This window comes from Flagellimonas eckloniae (genome assembly GCF_001413955.1).
Taxonomy (GTDB): domain Bacteria; phylum Bacteroidota; class Bacteroidia; order Flavobacteriales; family Flavobacteriaceae; genus Flagellimonas; species Flagellimonas eckloniae.
On the sequence record NZ_LCTZ01000002.1, the window covers coordinates 450,661 to 466,875 of the forward strand.

Consider the following 16,215-nt stretch of genomic DNA (forward strand, 5'->3'; position numbering starts at 1 on the left):
TAAACTAGCTAATTCTTGGTAACCACATACCCATTGTAGCTGCAAAAGTGCCCAAGGCTGTAATAGCGGTAAAAATCAATAAGGTTATTGCTGCAAATATTTTAATGCCCATTTGTTTTTGACGTTGTGCCAGAAAATAGAGTTCCACAATCGCTAAGGGAATCAGGTATTGACCAAATCCAAGAAATACTAGAAAGGGCCCACGAAATGTTTCAGGGTCAAAACCAACAGGGCCTTTATTTATAAATAACCAAAACATTAAACCAACCCTAAAAAACCAAACACCTGCCATAACTAAAAACAAGCGAAGTGCCCATTTTCTGTGTGCATCAAACCTACGTTTAATAGCATTTGTGACCGTCAAATAAGCAAATACCAAAATTAAAACCCCATTTAAACATACGCTGATATCGCCAACAAGACCAGATATGGTTCCTTTAGTAATAACCATGTAAACCCCACTTAAACTTATCAATACTGCAGCGCCTAAATAGAACCTTCCATTCCATCTATGAAATTTCGGTGCGAACTTTCGTAACTGTGGAACAAATTGAATTGGGCCACCAGCCATTACAATTACGGCAAATAAAAGATGTATGGCAACAGCAAGGTTGCCCATTGTCTGACCTTCCACATATCCATGCGGCAACACTCGGTTCCATCGCATAAAATCACCTTCCATAACAGCTCCTCCGTAAAATGCTGCAACATAAAAAGCAAAGATCCATTGGCCTAATACAGCAATAATAAACCAGAATTGCACTGAAAAATTTAACAATGACTTAGACCAATGCCTATTGGAAAGGGTAGGGGTTGTTGTTTTTGAATTAGAAATCATGACTGTTCGTTTTTTGATTAATTGATGATTGATGATTTTTCAAGGTTATTTGGTTTGAATCTTGGGTGCAGAGAAGCCTTTTGCGATGAGCCATCCCATTAAAATGATCATATGAAGCCCATTTTGACTAAAAAAATAAAAACTGACTTTTACGTCAAAGATGTTAAGCCAGCAAGCAACAAACACCAAGGAGATGGCAATCATGCCCCATGCGGATAATATTTTAGGAACAAGTTTGCTTCTAAATAAAAAATAATAAAACATAAAAGCTGCCGAAGCATAGAACATGATGCTAAAAAAGTGCGCCCAAAAGTAATCTTCGATTTTCATTGAGCCCGCAAGGGCAAAATATTCCGTATTGGGAACTTCGGCCTCTACAAATGCCTGACTGAGTGACAGTAGGGATAAATGGCTAATATTACTGAAGATGATTATGGCAAAATAGATCATCCAAATTCCAAAGAAACCCAAAGCCAATCTATGGTTGAATTTTTTTATCATTGGGAATAATAGTGTTGCGGCCACAATCCATAATGTACTTGCAAGTACATCTAGAAGTATGGAAATGCGCATTTCCATTGTATTCTCAAAGATTTGCGATAAAAAATTTGGTGAATTGGGAAATGAAGTCGATAAGCCTCTAAACATTACTGAGGGGATTCCCATTAACATGATGAGAAGCAATAAAAAGCCAATGATTCTACCGATTTTTTGATTTTTTTCCATGATTTTTCGATTGATGATTATTTAATGATTGTAAATTTTCTCCATACAGTCATCAAATAAGCTTAGGTACGCTATTGCGGCTTTTCCTTTATCCATGTTGATGACTAATAACTCAAACGCCTGTATGGTGTCATTATAAACACGTTCGGCTTGTTTGGCCTGGCGTTGATTATGATTGAAAATGAGAAATGATATAATTGAGACCATACCAACAATTGGAATTAGTCCTATACGTGACCGGTTTCGGTCCTTGGTTCGGTTATATCTCATGTTTGTTCGTTTTTGATTAATTATGTAGATGTACTATTCAGATATCAGATAGGGAATCTCTTAAATTGGAAAAAGGTTCTGATATAGTTTTTGAAAACATATTCCCATGGAATTACCACGATATCAATGATAACAGCAGTAATACAAATCCGGTAGAACGATTCTGCTTCTGGAGTAATAATTTCAGCTGATTCCATAGGAAAATAGACCGTTAATGCCCAAGTGGCTTTGTATGCCAATTGCAAAAAAAGCAAAGGCAACATTTTTATGGGATATCTTACACCCAATCCCATTAAAGTGGCATAGGTTGCCCAAAAACTAAAAGTAATACCAGTAATATAGTCGATGGGCTCTTTAGGATACAATAAATACTCCCAGGCTTCAAAAGCTAGCCCGATAAAGGTCAGCAAATAGAGCCCACGCATTAATACCAACCTAAATTTAGGAGGTTTTTGCGGTGTTTGATATACGTTCTTGTTTTCGGTTGATTTCATGATTGTCCGTTTTTTGATTGATGATTGATTGATGATTGATGATTAACTAAGTAATGCTCGTTTTTTGATTATTGTTTTTTATTTGAGACAAAATCAATTTTTTTGATTTCTCCTTGTAGATTGACAGTGCCTTCGGTGTTGTTGATATACCTTACAAAATCGTAGGACAGATTCAGGTTTCCCGAACTCTTATCCTTAAATTCTAGATTTAGACGCTCCCCTGAAATTTGCCCACTGGTTTCAAAATGTGAATTGTCGCTCAAGTCAATTTTGGTAAGCATTGGAGCATCTATATGTAAGAGGACACTATCTGTTTTCTTTAATTTTTTGGACGTGCTTACCACCAATTTTTTATCGACCACCTTGGTGCTTACAGAATCGATAACATTATTGGGCGCTTTCACAACTACTTTCACGGTATCATTTTGATTGAAAACTATTTTTACTCGATTTGCAGCCTTTATTGCGTCAAAATAGGATACGGTTCTAAACTCTGATGTGATTTTTACCGGAATTTCGTTGGCTTTTCCTTTTTTTATATTGCTATGCACAGCCACTTGAAATACTAGTGAAAAAAAGAGGGCTGTACCCAGTGCGCCTAACAAGATTAGATTACTTTTCTTCATTTTTTTGTTGGTTGTATGCGTTCTTTAATTCATCAAAAGAGATATCCAATAGATTCAATTTTTTAAAAACATCAGGTAACATTTGCTCCATAAACTCCTTACGTTTTATATTCAGCACCTTTATATAACCATCGCTTGCAACAAAATATCCAATACCCCTTTTGTTATAGATCACCCCAAGATCTTGTAAATGGTTAAAAGCTCGTATAGCGGTGTTTGGGTTTACTTCGACCATCATGGCAACTTCACGCACAGAAGGTATTCGTTCTTCATCTGCCCATCGTTTTACAAGGATATTTTCGTAGAAAAAGTCCACAATCTGTAAATAAATAGGTTTGCTATTGTCAAATTCCATTCTTAAACCTCCTTTTCCTTCATTTTAAAATAAGCCACAATGAGCATCACCGGGCCAAGGAGCAAACCATAAAACCATCTTCCCAAAGCTGAAAAATCTGCTGCTGTTTTATCAAATGCTTCCGACACTACGGCATCACCTGAAAACAAACCATAATTATGATTGAATATTCCAAATAGAAGAAAATTAAATAGTGTAAATACAAGTACCAAAATTCCAAGGGCCAGCATGGTCTTGCCAATTCTATTTTTTCTGAATGAGATAGCACCTATTAAAAAAAATGGTTGTACCAAAAAATAGACTTTTAGTACGTTCCAATATTCTATTGAAAAAAGTGAGGAGATATTAAAATCAGCATTAAGGACCACCGCTCCAAATAATAGTGCCAATATCCCTGTGATTATAGCGAGAATCGTGTACACCAGGGTATATAAAACTACAGTGGTAAACCACTTTGAAGCAAGTCTTTCTTGAATTGAAATTGGAATGGATAGGTATAACTGATTTGCTTTAGGGTCATTAAACTCTTTAAAAATAGAGAATGTGAATAGTACACCCATGGGGATGTAAACCAATCGGAATATGCCGAAAAACTCATCCTGAGACAATTGTTTATCCCAAATCATATTGAAAATAGAGAATAGGAAAATCAAAACAATGCCTACAAGCAGTCCTGTGACAAATGTTCCTTTGTGGATAGTAATGTCACGACGAATGAAATGACCGATTCTTAGCAAACTAAACTCTTTCATCGTTCTGTGTTTGGTTCAAAATTGCATTTATTTTACCAGGAGTACTTAAGACTCCATTGAACAGCAATTCTAGATCTACTTCAGTTTCATTTTTATCTAAACGAGGCAAGATTGCCTTTCCTCCAAAAGAAGATTCCGAATAGATTGGTTCGGTAGAATCATTTGTTGATGGTTTTCCAAACCATAGACCATCAGAGACTTTATCCAAAGGCTGGTCAAAAGCTACTTGGGCATTATCCAAGATCATCACATGGTTTATTAGACTGTGCAAATCTCGGACTTGATGGGTGGAAATAACAATGCACTTGTTTTCATTAGCTATTGAAGCCATTACCTTTCTAAATTGACTTTTGGATGGAATGTCTAAGCCATTGGTAGGCTCGTCCATTAACAATAACTTAGTGTTGGTAGCGATACCAAAAGCTATGAGCACTTTTTTCTTTTGCCCAAATGAAAGTTTTGAAATGACATCGGTAGGAGAGAGCTGAAACTCTTTTATAAGCTCATAAAATTGCTCTTTTGAAAATTGAGGATAAAAGCATGATTGAACCTTTTCAAATGATAGAATCGATATTGCAGGCAACTCAAAATCCTCTGGGACCAAAAATATGTGCTGAAGAGATTGCACTTCTCTTTTTCGCATCTCATTTCCCTCAAGCAGGCAATTCCCATTTTTTGGGAATAGCAATCCGGTCATAATCTTTAGTAAAGTGCTTTTGCCTTCCCCATTTTTTCCAAAAAGGCCGTAGATGTTTCCCGCGGTAAAATCCAAGTTAATAGATTTTAGCACAAACCGGCTATTCGGATAATTAAAATTTAAATGTTTAACAGTTAACATTTATAGTGTATTAGATAACTAGAACACTACAAATATATTTAAAAATATTAAATCCGCAAATATTTTTTCAGAAATGCTTTGGTAAGAACTAGTGGAACCAATGCTTGAGATAAATTAATATAAAAAGGTAAAGCCCCATATTTAGGGGCTTTTGTACTATTTGGACCTCAATAAGTTCAGTTAATATTGAAGAAATTATTTTAGTTTGTCAAAAACAGAACCATAGCCATTGTAGCACCCCATTTGTTCCTGTTATCTGTAAAATTCCTCCATTTCATGAACGCAATTAAAGATAAAATGGATATTCTTCTCCAGCCAATACAGTAAAACTTACTCTCCTTGGCCCAAGGAAAATCCTCTTTTACCATTGAACTCGTATAGATTTTCTGTCTTGATTACATTAAAACTATTTTGATGAAGTTTTGATAATAAGGCAATTACTTGTTCGTATTCAACATTTTCGTATTTGGGTTCCTTGGTTTTGATGTTAGCGGCATTTGCTACAAAACGGCACCTCCAATGGTCGGTGCAATACGTTTCTTTTAACCCACTTGGAAAAACTTTAACGCCTCTATTGGTAATCATTTTGAGTTTCAAGTTATGTGACTTTATTTGCTCCAAACCATTTCCGATAACTTGTGGGTCATTTCCTTTCCAATCTATAAAAACATCAACACCAACTAATTCCTTGGTAGATTCTTGTCTTTTGTATTCTGGAATTGTAATTGTTCCTGAACCTTTGGATAACGAGCTTATAGGTAGTTTTTTGGGAGTGGTGCCTAAACGTTCAATAATAGCCTCAGCAAATTCCTCGGTGCCTACCTTTTTAGTGCTTATTGACTTTTGGTAGACATCAGCGGTATGAATACCATCTTCCAGAGTTGCCAACCATGCATTCTTGATGTTGTCGGCCACTTCTGCTTGACCGATATGGGCCAACATCATAACTGCCGCATTTAATAATCCTGAAGGATTAGCAATTCTTTGCCCTGAAATATCGGGTGCTGATCCATGAATTGCCTCGAACATTGCAATATTCCTTCCAATGTTGGCAGAACCCGCCATACCAACAGAGCCTCCAATTTCAGCAACAATATCAGAAATAATGTCCCCATACAGATTTGAGGTGACAATTACATCGAAATCTTCTGGTGAAGCAGCAATTTTTGCGGAACCTATATCAATAATTTGTGAGTTGCTCTCAATTTCGGGGTACTCCAAAGCGATCTCTTTAAAAACGGTATGAAATAGGCCATCAGTTAATTTCATGATGTTATCCTTTACCATGCAGGTTACTTTTTTTCTATTGTAAGCCCTGGCATACTCAAAAGCGTAACGCACAATTTTCTCACAGCCTGGCCTGGTAATTAGTTTAAGGCATTGTACAACATCTTCTGTTTGTCTGTGTTCAATACCGGCATATAGGTCTTCTTCATTCTCTCTAATGACCACAATATCCATAGTAGGAAAGTTGGTCTTTACAAAAGGATGCAAGGCATTGACAGGTCTTACGTTGGCAAATAGGCCCAATGATTTTCTTAGGGTAACATTGAGGCTTTTATAACCTTTACCTTGGGGGGTAGTTATAGGAGCTTTTAAAATAACCTTGTTTCGTGAAATAGCATCCCAAGCTGCTTCGGTAATGCCTGAACTATTACCTGACAAATACACCTGCTCTCCAATTTCCATGGATTCAGTTTCTATCTTGGCACCAGCCGCTTTCATGATATTTAAAGTGGCCTTCATAATCTCCGGGCCTATACCATCACCATGGGCTACGGCAATTTTGGTTGTCTTGGTTAAAACCGAATTCTTTTCTGATTCTAAAACAGGGATACTTTCCATACGCTTTGAAATTTTTAAGTTTATCAAAGGTCTGAAATTGAACTCATAAAGTTTTATTTATATTTAATATGATAAATATTAATTTTTTTTATGATAAATAAAAAAGCATAGAAGCTTGAACAATTAGTCCAAGTTTTCTATACTAAAAAAAGAAAACTATTGATATTGATGAAAACACCAATCATCTTCAACTACTGCTTATGGGAAATTGGACTAAATTCTAACAACAACATAGCCACGTCTAGTTTTTCTATAGTGATTTCCGTTCCAAAAGTAGTAACGCTTCCCCTTGACCCTCAATATTTTGTAGTTGGCAGGTCTCGTCTTGACAACGGTAACATTTGAATTGTTGGTTGTCACAACCCTGGTGCGTGTAGCACAGGATGAAAGGCTTAAAAGCGCGATACTAAAAAGTAAAACAATATGTGATTTCATGATATTAAGTTTTCACTTAAGACTAAAACCAGTAACTAAGGTTTAAGTATTTAGGATAAAAACTCATTTAATCGTTCAAAAACAGAACCCCAGCCGTTGTAGAAGCCCATTTGTTCTTGTTGTTTGCAATATTCCTCAGTTTCATGAACGCAATTAAAGGTAAAATGGGTTTTTTCGCCATCTGCCTTAAAAATCGCCTGTATTTCAACACCTTCAGTCATGGGTTTAAAGTCCGCCGTTGAAATAATTTTTTCATGCTCCACAATCTCAATATAGCGGCCTTCAGAAATAAATTCATTGCCATCTGGCATCCGCATGGAGTACTTCCAATTTCCACCAACTTTAAAATCATGTTCCAAAACTTTGGTCTCCATTCCTTTTGGCCCCCACCATTGCGCAATATGCTCTGATTGTGTCCAGGCTTCCCAAACCAATGCAATGGGAGCATCAAAAGTACGTTCAAGGGTTAATGTTCTGTTTTTAGGGTTGTTTACTTCACTCATTTTTTTTGTTTTTGTTCTGTAATTGGGTTAGGTAATTTTCAAAAGAATCCAGCTTTTCTTCCCATAGATTTTTATATTGATCAATCCATAAAAAAGCTGGGATAAGGTTTTTGGGTTGAATAATACAGTAGCGTTCCCTTCCTTTTTGATTAAAGGTGACTATACCACATTCTTCCAGAATTTTTAAATGCTTCGAAATGGCTGGTCGGCTAACATCAAATTTTTCAGCAACAGTGTTTACTGTAAGTGCTTCTTTTGATAGAAGCTGAATGATATCCCTTCGTACGGGATCGGCAATGGCCTGAAAAACATCTCTTCGCATTTTATTGTGTAACTGAATGGTTACAAATATAATGTAATCATTCGGTTACGCAAATATTTTGATGTTATAACGCAGTTTTTTCTGCTAAAAAATAACGCCTTTCTATTTTAGATTTAGTTGGTATTGATTCCGCGACCTTCTACCTTTGTGAAAATTCAACAATTGAATCGCACAATAGCCATATTACTTCTAATATGTTTCCACGCACAACCAATGATGATTGCTTCTGTATGGATAGACTATTGTGTGAACAATGATTATATAAAGGAAGTTCTCTGTATCAATAAAGAGCGGCCTAAATTGCAATGTGATGGTAAGTGTTACTTGGCCAAGCAATTAAAGAAGCAATCACAACAAAAGGAATCAAAGGAAAAAGGAGTTGTTATTGAACAAAGCATCACTCCCGTATTTTTTGTTGTGATTCAAGATTTCGTCTTCAGAAAAAAAGAATCTTTATCAACTGATAAAAACCACTACTATTTCAACCACTATCAATTACTTTTTGATAGTGAAAAGGATAGACCTCCAATAATTTCTTCCGAGTTCTCCAAATATTTGGCTTACTGCTAAATAACAATTTAAAAATCTATAAAAATAATAATAACGCGAAGCTTTGGGCTAGAGCTGGCCCTTACTCGCATATATAAATATTCTAATGAAATTATTTAAATTTTTCATAGCGATACTGCTATGCAATACTATTATGTCTTGTTCTAATGACGACGATATGGAGTCGCTTGATGGACAATTTGGGAACCTAGTCATAAAATTTGATAATGGAGTTGAAGACCAAGATTTCATTTTTGGTGTAAACTATAGCAAATCTGCTAATGAGTCCTATCAACTGGAAACACTAAAATATATTATCAGCAATATTGAATTAACTGATGCAGACGGTACAACTTTCATGTATCCAACAGATGATAATGTCTTTATTGTGAACGAAGCCGATGCAAACAATGCTGGAGAAATCTGGATTACCTTAGAAGGCATTCCTGCGGCAGATTATACCAAAATATCCTTTGGTGTTGGCATAGATCAAGAACGTTATGGGCTAGGTGCAGAAGGCCAAGGCGATTTTTTGCAAACGGCACAGGATGAAGAAATGTTATGGTCATGGGCCACAGGTTTTCGCTTTATACGATTAGACGGGGTCTATTCAGATAATTCAGTAACCGATGAGGCACTCAATATACATATGGGTAGTGTAGGGACCAGTCTTGACAATTACCGTGAAGTAAGCTTGGATTTACCCAATACGGTATTGGTAAGGGAAATGGCTGAACCAGAAGTACATATCAAAGCAGATATCTCATTGGTTTTTGATGGGCAAACATCAGTTACCTTTTCAGAAGGTTATAGTCAAGTTCATACGGATGAGACTACTACTCCGATTATTGCCGATAATGTTATGGGAATGTTCGAGGTTCATCACGTGCACAATAATTAGATACATAAACCTTGTGCCGCAGTATTTACTGCGGCACAACATTCTTTTTATTCAATGGACAAAAAAATCGTATTGGTTTTTGTGTGCACTATTTTTTTCTGGAGTTGTAACAATGACAGTCCTGAAAATGAATATGTACCTATAAACCTAACAGTGAAACATCCGGAAAATTTTCCGGAGATTAAATACACTCTCAGCAATAATCCTGTTACCGAGCAGGGTTTTGAATTAGGTAAAAAATTGTTCTATGATGGCAAGCTTTCAGCAAATAACAGTATACCCTGTGCATTTTGCCATGAGCAAGCATTTGCTTTTACCCATCACGGTCATACGTTGAGTCATGGTGTAAATGGTGGAATTGGGTTTAGGAACTCGCAGCCTATACAAAACTTGGCATATTTTTCTGAGTTTATGTGGGACGGTGCTGCATCACATTTGGATTTACAACCAATCATTCCCATTACCAGTGATTTGGAAATGGGGGAGACGCTATCCAGCATAGTTGATAAACTTAAAGCGGATAGTTACTATCAAGAACAATTTCCACTAGCGTTTGATGATGGCGAGATTAACAGTGAAAATATACTCAAAGCACTTTCACAATTCATGCTCATGATGGTTTCCTCAAATTCAAAGTATGATAAATATGTAAGAAAAGAAGAAGGCATAGAATTCACGGACACTGAACTTGAAGGGCAAAGTATCTTTAAAGCCAAGTGTGCATCATGCCATGCAACAGATTTATTTACGGACCAGAGCTATCGGAACACAGGTTTGCCCATAAACCCAAAATTGGATGATAAAGGCAGATTTAATGTTTTAGAAAACCCAGATGACCTCTACAAATTTAAAGTGCCAAGTTTACGAAATGTGGAAAAAAGCTTTCCATATATGCACGATGGTCGTTTTGCTTCCTTGGAAGCGGTTCTGGATTTTTATAACGATGGTATGGTTGACAATGGAAATGTTGATGAAAGTTTACTACGAAGTGACTCAAGTTTTGGCATTTCACTTACCGATGAAGAAAAAGGACAATTGATAGCCTTTTTAAAAACGCTTACAGATGATGAATTTTTAAACGATACACGTTTTGCAGAATTTTAAACAATACATATTTTCACTTTTACTGATTCTTTTTGCTCAGATAGCTTTTGCAAAAGTCATAAACCATTGTGATACATGGCATGAAAAAAGCATAAAACCCTACTGTGATTTATGCGGATGTGCTACTAATAATGGAAATTTTGGGTTTGGAACACTGTCCAACAGCAATTTTATTGGTTTTCGCTATATCCACCAGAGTTTTGAGTCTAGAGATGGGATTTTTAGTGATTCACCCAGTAGTAATGAGTACTTGAACACCTATCAACTTTGGACGCAAGTACCAGTATTCCAAAGCTTTTATATAACGGCCAGTTTGCCCTATCAAGATTTGAAAAGAACCTTTGAGAGTGGTTCGGCAACTGAATCACTCAAAGGTATAGGTGATGCAAATGTGATGGGCTGGTATAAATTACAGTTTTTAAAAAAGCAGAATAATGACTCTATACCTTACCCGGTAGGGCGTCCCCTTTCCAGACATTCCATCCAGATTGGTATAGGAGCTAAACTGCCAACCGGAGAATTTGAGGAACGGCTAACCAATCGAGTAAATCCTGGTTTTCAGGTAGGGACTGGTAGTTTTGACGGAATTTTTTCATTGGGATATAATTATGGAGGGGACAAAATTGGCTTCAATGCACTTTTTACCTATTACCAAAAAGGGGAAAATAAAAATGAATACCGTTTTGGCAATCAATGGAGCTATGCTGGAAACCTGTACTATAAATTGGCTTTAAATACATTTTCATTGATGCCTTTTGTTGGGATTTCTGGAGATGATTATGATACTATTAAGCAGTTTGGGGAGACGCTTCAAGATACTGATGGTCAGATTTTAAACGGAACATTTGGCGCGGAATGCACAATTGGTCAATTCATACTTGGTGCAAATGCATCGTTGCCAATTTCCCAGGATTTATTTGGAGGAAACGTGCAGGCTAATGAACGCTTGTCTGTATATGTGAATTTTTCCTTGTGATTATGTAATGCTTGTTGCGAATGAATGTTAAAAGAGGTGTTTATAATGATTTTTGTAAACACCTCTTTTCATTAATTTGGGTTTGAGATAAATCAGATTTGGTTGGAACTATGATTTAATTTCCCTCCTCAGTTTTATAATGTCTGTTATATGGGTGTAGATTACAATCGGCACAATAGTAGCTGGCAATAAAACAAACGGAAAATAATTTATCCCTTTATTGGGTTGGTCAAATGCAAATTGTTGAAATGGGAGCTCAGCCGATAATATCCCATTTGTCAGAATAAAGCTTACCAAAAAAAGACCTACAAAGTTCCATGCAATCAGTATCTTTTTCGATACTTTGTTTTTGAGATAGAGTAGACCCATGATTGGGGCGGTAAGTCCAGCCAGAATATCAAAATTTCTTCCTTCAAAAGTCATTAGTTCAGGAATCATTTTATATATAAAGAGATAGAGCAATACAATTTCAACGGGTACTCTTATGATATGCAGAAAAGTACTGATTCGTATATTTCTGTTTTTATCCATCCACTTTAAAACCTTTGGTGTAAGACCCAGGATTATAAATAGGGTTATAGGAATTAAGACCAATGCAAATCGAGGGGGTATTTTTTCTGTTTCCTGATAAAATCCAGTGTACGCCAGAATCGACTGAATTATTGACCAAACAACAATGGATAAGGTCAGAAAACGTGACTTTCCATTGGCATAATGAAACAACACAATTGTCGCTAGACACGTTATCAAAAACAAAATTTCAATCCAATTTGGCAAATTATCTATCATGTGCTTAACTTTTATTGATTACGCTATCCTATTGTAGCATTCTTAATCACCAAGTATTTTTGTTTCAAATCCATCAATACTTTCAGTGTTTTTATTGCTCCAGTATGCCTCTATTCCCTCTTTTCCTTGTTTTTGGGCCCAAGAATCCAACATGGTTCTTTCTTCATTGAAATCCATATACGGAACGGCGAATCCACAAGAAGTTTGAACAAGGTCAATATCCATCTCAATAATTTGTCTAGCACCTGTATTTTCATCAAACAACGCTACATATTTGTTGAACTGCTCGTGCCTATTGTGGTAAATTTTTGCATGACCATACAATCTTAGGATTAGGGGTTTACCTTCAAAAGCGCAAAACATGATTGTCATTCTATCATTTTTCAGCAAATGTGCGGCAGTTTCATTGCCACTACCGGTTAAATTCAACCAAACAATCTTATTTTTCTCAATCACCCTAAAGGAATCCATCCCTTTTGGCGATAAATTAATGCGCCCTTCACTTGCTGCTGTCGCAACAAAGAATATTTTTTGATTTTCTATAAACTCTTTTAAGGTAGGAGTAATATGGTCTAAAAGTTTTGACATTTATTCAAATTGAATACCATGCAAAAATGCAGTGCGGTTTTGAAGTTTAAAAATAGTGAATTTCGAAACTTAAATTGGTCTATTGGCAACAGTTTATACTGCAATTATCATTGGATTGTGTCCAATTTTAAAATTACAGGAGTTGGCAATAAAACACATCTTATTTGCTTCTACATGCAGCTCATTTGCTCTTTGTGTATTATCCGAATTTTTGATTTTCACAATAGGGTTTAAGGTTACTTCGGAAAATTTTCCACTACCATCTGGCATTTCTTCCATCACCCCTGTGGCGTTATCAACATATTCAGTGACTACTATTTTATGTACAGAACATAGATGCAGATACCATAACATGTGACATGCAGAGAGGGAGGACAAAAACAAATCTTCAGGATTGTATTTTGACTTATCTCCTAAAAATGAAGGGTCCGAAGAACCATTTATAGAATCATATTTTCCATCGGTGGATATTTTATGGTTTCTATTGTATGCTTTATAGTTTTGCGTGCCCTTTCCTTCATTTCCGGTCCACTCAACTTTAATTTTATAATTGTGTTTTTTCATTTATTTGCATATGACTGGCATGGAACCCAAGGCATCAATTTATAATTTTAACCATTTGACTATGAAACCATTTGTCAGTTTAAAAATATAAAATTGAATTCACTTATCAAGTCCAATAAATAGGGGAGTATCATGGTATGCGTACCATGATCAATCCCAAAGCGGTTTATGCGTGCTGATTGCAATCCTATTCCAGACATTTATGGTGGCAATGGCCATGATAATCTGTGAAAAGTAATGTTTGTCAAATAGCGAAATTGCTTTTTGATAGGTTTCATCGGTCAACCCATTTCTATGAATCAGGGTAACTTCTTCGGTAATTTGAAGAATAAGCTTTTCTTCCTTTGTAAATAAGTCAGCGGTTTTCCAAGCATCCAATAAAAAAAGACGTTGTTGACTTTCACCATTTTTTATGGCTTCTTTTGTATGCATGTCTATACAAAAAGCACATCCATTAAGTTGCGAAGCTCTAATTTTTATTAGCTCGTAATGAACCTTACTTAATCCACTTTGTTTCATATAATCCTCTAAACCAAAAATGGCTTTATAGGCTAAAGGTTCCGCTTCATCAATTTGAATTCTTTTATCCATTTTTAAGTGTTTTTTAAATTTTGACGCTAAGTTATTAGTACCAATCCTCAAAAAACTTAAACAGGTTTAAGAACGTTTTTTTGCGCGTATTTCACTTACATATTCTGGGGTGAGGCCCAAAAAAGAAGCAATTAGATATTGGGGAACGCGTTGGGCAAATAATGGAAACTGTTCGGTAAAATGAAAGTAGATCTCCTCTTTAGTAAGACCAAACAAATACCTCATTTTAACCAAGGCAGCGCCATAGGAAATTTGATAAATGGTACGGAAGTATTTTTCAAGTTGTGGAAATTCTTTTAATAATTGTCCTTGTTTGTCATGCGTAATTGTAAGGAGTCGTGTGTTCTCGACAGCTTGAATGGAAAAATCTGTTGTAGTTTGATTTAGATAAGCTAAATCATCTGTTATCCACCAGTTTTCAATCGCAAATTGAACTGTACGCTCTGTACCCTTATCATTTAAAAAAAACATATGGAGACAGCCTTCCAATACAAAATGGTTATGCGTGCACATATTCCCTGCTTCCATGAGCACTTCTTTTTTCTTTAAAATCCTAATTTCAAAAAAAGGAAGTATTTCCTGAAAATGCTCTTCAGTTAGTTCCAGATATTTATTAAAATGATGGAAGAGTTGTTTTGGCATACTTCATCATTAATCTTGATTTTAACCTTCTATTAGGAGGTAGGTGTCAATCCTCCCATTCCGTATGAAAAACTCCTTCTTTATCCAATCGCTCATAGGTATGGGAACCAAAATAGTCTCGCTGCGCCTGTATCAAGTTTAAGGGCAATCGGCTGCTGGTATATGCATCAAAATAAGTCAAGGCATTGGAAAGTCCCGGCAATGGAATGCCATTTGCAGCTCCATAAGCGACCAACTCGCGGGCAGAACCAACGGTTTCCTGTACTTTATCAACAAAAGAAGGTGAAAGCAATAAGTTTTGTAACCCAGGCTCAACTTTAAAGGCTTCCGTAATATCGGCCAATAGTGCGGCGCGAATAATACAGCCTGCCCTCCAGATTTTGGCAATTTCACCCAGTTCCAACTCATATCCATACTCCTTTGAGGCATCAGCCAATTGATGCATGCCTTGTGCATAGGTAATAATAAAGGCAAAGTACAATGCACTTTCGGTCTTGTTTATCAAAGTCTTCTTTACTACAGGTTCTGGTGTAGGACGACCGTACAGAGCATCTGCTTTTACCCGTTCTTCTTTTAGAGCAGATATTTCACGCATGCTTACCGCAATATCTATGGTTGGCACAGGAATCCCTAAGTCCATGGCATTTTGCGAGGTCCATTTCCCGGTTCCTTTTTGTTTTGCCTTGTCCAATATTTTATCAACCAGATGCCCTTCTCCCAAATCGTCTTTTTGCTCAAAGATTTCAGATGTAATTTCAACTAGGAAGGATTGTAATCGTCCAGCATTCCATGAAGCATAGGTCTCATGGAGTTCTTCATTCGTCAAATCCCCAGCTTTTTTCAAAAGGTCATAGATTTCCGAAGTCAGCTGCATCAATCCATATTCAATGCCATTATGAACCATTTTCACATAATTCCCTGCCGATTTAGGACCTAAATAGGCTACACAAGGTTCTCCCTTATATTTTGCGGAAACCGCTTCAAAAATGGGTTTCACATGTTGATAAGCATCCCGTGAGCCTCCAGGCATAATGCTTGGCCCTTTTCTTGCTCCTTTGGCTCCACCGGAGACCCCGGCCCCAAAGAAATTTATGCTTTTCTCTTGTAAATAGGCCTCTCGACGGTCTGTATCGGTAAAAAAGGAATTCCCTCCATCAATAATGATATCTCCCTTGTCCAAATGTGGAAGTAAATTTTCAATAACAATATCAACAACTTTTCCAGCCGGCACTAGCAACATAATTTTTCTTGGTGTACTCAATCCATTCACAAAAGTGACAACATCCGAAGTGGCATTTACTTTCGCAGAATCTCCACCTTCTTCAATCAGTGCGCTTACTTTTTCTTCATCCAGATCGTTGCCAAAAGCAGTAAAACCATTATCCGCAACGTTTAAAATAAAATTACGCCCCATCACCCCAAGTCCTACCAGACCAAAATCGTATGTATTTGCCATTCTCATTGTTTTTTCACCTAGCGCTAATCAAAAACTAAGTAAGTTGTTTGT

At 36.5% G+C, this 16,215-nt stretch carries 22 protein-coding genes; 4 read left to right on the plus strand and 18 right to left on the minus strand.

The genetic code is table 11. The annotated features are described in order from the left end of the window. Positions 1-4: 4 nt before the first annotated feature. The 12 genes from AAY42_RS01895 to AAY42_RS01945 form a co-directional block, all read right to left on the minus strand. The gene (locus AAY42_RS01895; protein ID WP_055392316.1) at positions 5-838 is read right to left on the minus strand and encodes a DUF2306 domain-containing protein; all 834 of its coding nucleotides are present in this window, start codon (positions 836-838) and stop codon (positions 5-7) included. A 45-nt stretch (positions 839-883) separates the two neighbouring features. Further along, complete coding sequence (locus tag AAY42_RS01900) at positions 884-1,564, minus strand: DUF4386 domain-containing protein (RefSeq protein WP_055392317.1); 681 nt, start codon at positions 1,562-1,564, stop codon at positions 884-886. A gap of 21 nt (positions 1,565-1,585) precedes the next feature. Then, complete coding sequence (locus AAY42_RS01905) at positions 1,586-1,834, minus strand: hypothetical protein (protein WP_139063610.1); 249 nt, start codon at positions 1,832-1,834, stop codon at positions 1,586-1,588. A 44-nt stretch (positions 1,835-1,878) separates the two neighbouring features. Then, a complete protein-coding gene (locus tag AAY42_RS01910; RefSeq protein ID WP_139063612.1) occupies positions 1,879-2,328 on the minus strand; it encodes a hypothetical protein in 450 nt (149 codons plus the stop codon). Between the two features lie 68 nt (positions 2,329-2,396). Beyond that, a complete protein-coding gene (locus tag AAY42_RS01915; protein ID WP_055392320.1) occupies positions 2,397-2,954 on the minus strand; it encodes a GIN domain-containing protein in 558 nt (185 codons plus the stop codon). Further along, positions 2,941-3,309 (minus strand): GntR family transcriptional regulator, encoded by a 369-nt coding sequence (locus tag AAY42_RS01920; RefSeq protein ID WP_055392321.1) that lies wholly within the window; start codon positions 3,307-3,309, stop codon positions 2,941-2,943. The genes AAY42_RS01915 and AAY42_RS01920 overlap by 14 nt, the downstream gene beginning before the upstream one ends. Before the next feature lie 2 nt (positions 3,310-3,311). Beyond that, entirely contained in the window at positions 3,312-4,061 is a 750-nt protein-coding gene (locus AAY42_RS01925) for a hypothetical protein (protein WP_055392322.1), read from the minus strand. After that, positions 4,048-4,899, minus strand: a complete 852-nt coding sequence (locus AAY42_RS01930) for an ABC transporter ATP-binding protein (RefSeq protein WP_055392323.1) — start codon at positions 4,897-4,899, stop codon at positions 4,048-4,050. The genes AAY42_RS01925 and AAY42_RS01930 overlap by 14 nt, the downstream gene beginning before the upstream one ends. A 330-nt stretch (positions 4,900-5,229) precedes the next feature. Beyond that, entirely contained in the window at positions 5,230-6,744 is a 1,515-nt protein-coding gene (locus tag AAY42_RS01935) for an NADP-dependent isocitrate dehydrogenase (protein ID WP_055392324.1), read from the minus strand. Between the two features lie 213 nt (positions 6,745-6,957). Then, positions 6,958-7,179, minus strand: coding sequence for a DUF6567 family protein (locus AAY42_RS17885; RefSeq protein WP_082433297.1), 222 nt, complete (start codon positions 7,177-7,179; stop codon positions 6,958-6,960). 50 nt (positions 7,180-7,229) lie between these two features. Continuing rightward, positions 7,230-7,682 carry an SRPBCC domain-containing protein gene (locus tag AAY42_RS01940; protein WP_055392325.1) on the minus strand — a complete coding sequence of 151 codons (453 nt, stop codon included), beginning with the start codon at positions 7,680-7,682 and terminating at the stop codon, positions 7,230-7,232. Then, the gene (locus tag AAY42_RS01945; RefSeq protein WP_055392326.1) at positions 7,675-8,004 is read right to left on the minus strand and encodes an ArsR/SmtB family transcription factor; all 330 of its coding nucleotides are present in this window, start codon (positions 8,002-8,004) and stop codon (positions 7,675-7,677) included. The genes AAY42_RS01940 and AAY42_RS01945 overlap by 8 nt, the downstream gene beginning before the upstream one ends. A gap of 162 nt (positions 8,005-8,166) precedes the next feature. Here AAY42_RS01945 and AAY42_RS01950 point away from each other — a divergent pair, with 162 nt between their 5' ends. The 4 genes from AAY42_RS01950 (at position 8,167) to AAY42_RS01965 (ending at position 11,534) form a co-directional block, all read left to right on the plus strand. After that, on the plus strand, positions 8,167-8,574 hold the full coding sequence (locus tag AAY42_RS01950) for a hypothetical protein (RefSeq protein WP_139063613.1): 408 nt from the start codon (positions 8,167-8,169) through the stop codon (positions 8,572-8,574). An 85-nt stretch (positions 8,575-8,659) separates the two neighbouring features. After that, positions 8,660-9,454, plus strand: coding sequence for an MbnP family protein (locus tag AAY42_RS01955; protein ID WP_055392328.1), 795 nt, complete (start codon positions 8,660-8,662; stop codon positions 9,452-9,454). 54 nt (positions 9,455-9,508) lie between these two features. Next, a complete protein-coding gene (locus AAY42_RS01960) occupies positions 9,509-10,558 on the plus strand; it encodes a cytochrome-c peroxidase (RefSeq protein ID WP_055392329.1) in 1,050 nt (349 codons plus the stop codon). Then, complete coding sequence (locus AAY42_RS01965) at positions 10,545-11,534, plus strand: transporter family protein (protein ID WP_055392330.1); 990 nt, start codon at positions 10,545-10,547, stop codon at positions 11,532-11,534. Before AAY42_RS01960 ends, AAY42_RS01965 begins: the two co-directional genes overlap by 14 nt. 108 nt (positions 11,535-11,642) lie before the next feature. Here the strand turns inward: AAY42_RS01965 and AAY42_RS01970 are convergent, their stop codons facing one another. The 6 genes from AAY42_RS01970 to gndA form a co-directional block, all read right to left on the minus strand. Next, positions 11,643-12,323 carry a hypothetical protein gene (locus tag AAY42_RS01970; RefSeq protein ID WP_139063615.1) on the minus strand — a complete coding sequence of 227 codons (681 nt, stop codon included), beginning with the start codon at positions 12,321-12,323 and terminating at the stop codon, positions 11,643-11,645. A 42-nt stretch (positions 12,324-12,365) separates the two neighbouring features. After that, positions 12,366-12,911, minus strand: a complete 546-nt coding sequence (locus AAY42_RS01975; protein ID WP_055392331.1) for a pyridoxamine 5'-phosphate oxidase family protein — start codon at positions 12,909-12,911, stop codon at positions 12,366-12,368. A 93-nt stretch (positions 12,912-13,004) separates the two neighbouring features. Further along, positions 13,005-13,475: an OsmC family protein gene (locus AAY42_RS01980; protein ID WP_055392332.1), complete on the minus strand. Its 471-nt coding sequence runs from the start codon at positions 13,473-13,475 to the stop codon at positions 13,005-13,007. A gap of 150 nt (positions 13,476-13,625) precedes the next feature. Continuing rightward, on the minus strand, positions 13,626-14,066 hold the full coding sequence (locus AAY42_RS01985; protein ID WP_055392333.1) for a carboxymuconolactone decarboxylase family protein: 441 nt from the start codon (positions 14,064-14,066) through the stop codon (positions 13,626-13,628). A gap of 66 nt (positions 14,067-14,132) precedes the next feature. After that, positions 14,133-14,708, minus strand: coding sequence for a Crp/Fnr family transcriptional regulator (locus tag AAY42_RS01990; RefSeq protein ID WP_055392334.1), 576 nt, complete (start codon positions 14,706-14,708; stop codon positions 14,133-14,135). Between the two features lie 46 nt (positions 14,709-14,754). Next, entirely contained in the window at positions 14,755-16,164 is a 1,410-nt protein-coding gene (gndA, locus tag AAY42_RS01995; RefSeq protein ID WP_055397682.1) for an NADP-dependent phosphogluconate dehydrogenase, read from the minus strand. Positions 16,165-16,215: the final 51 nt, after the last annotated feature.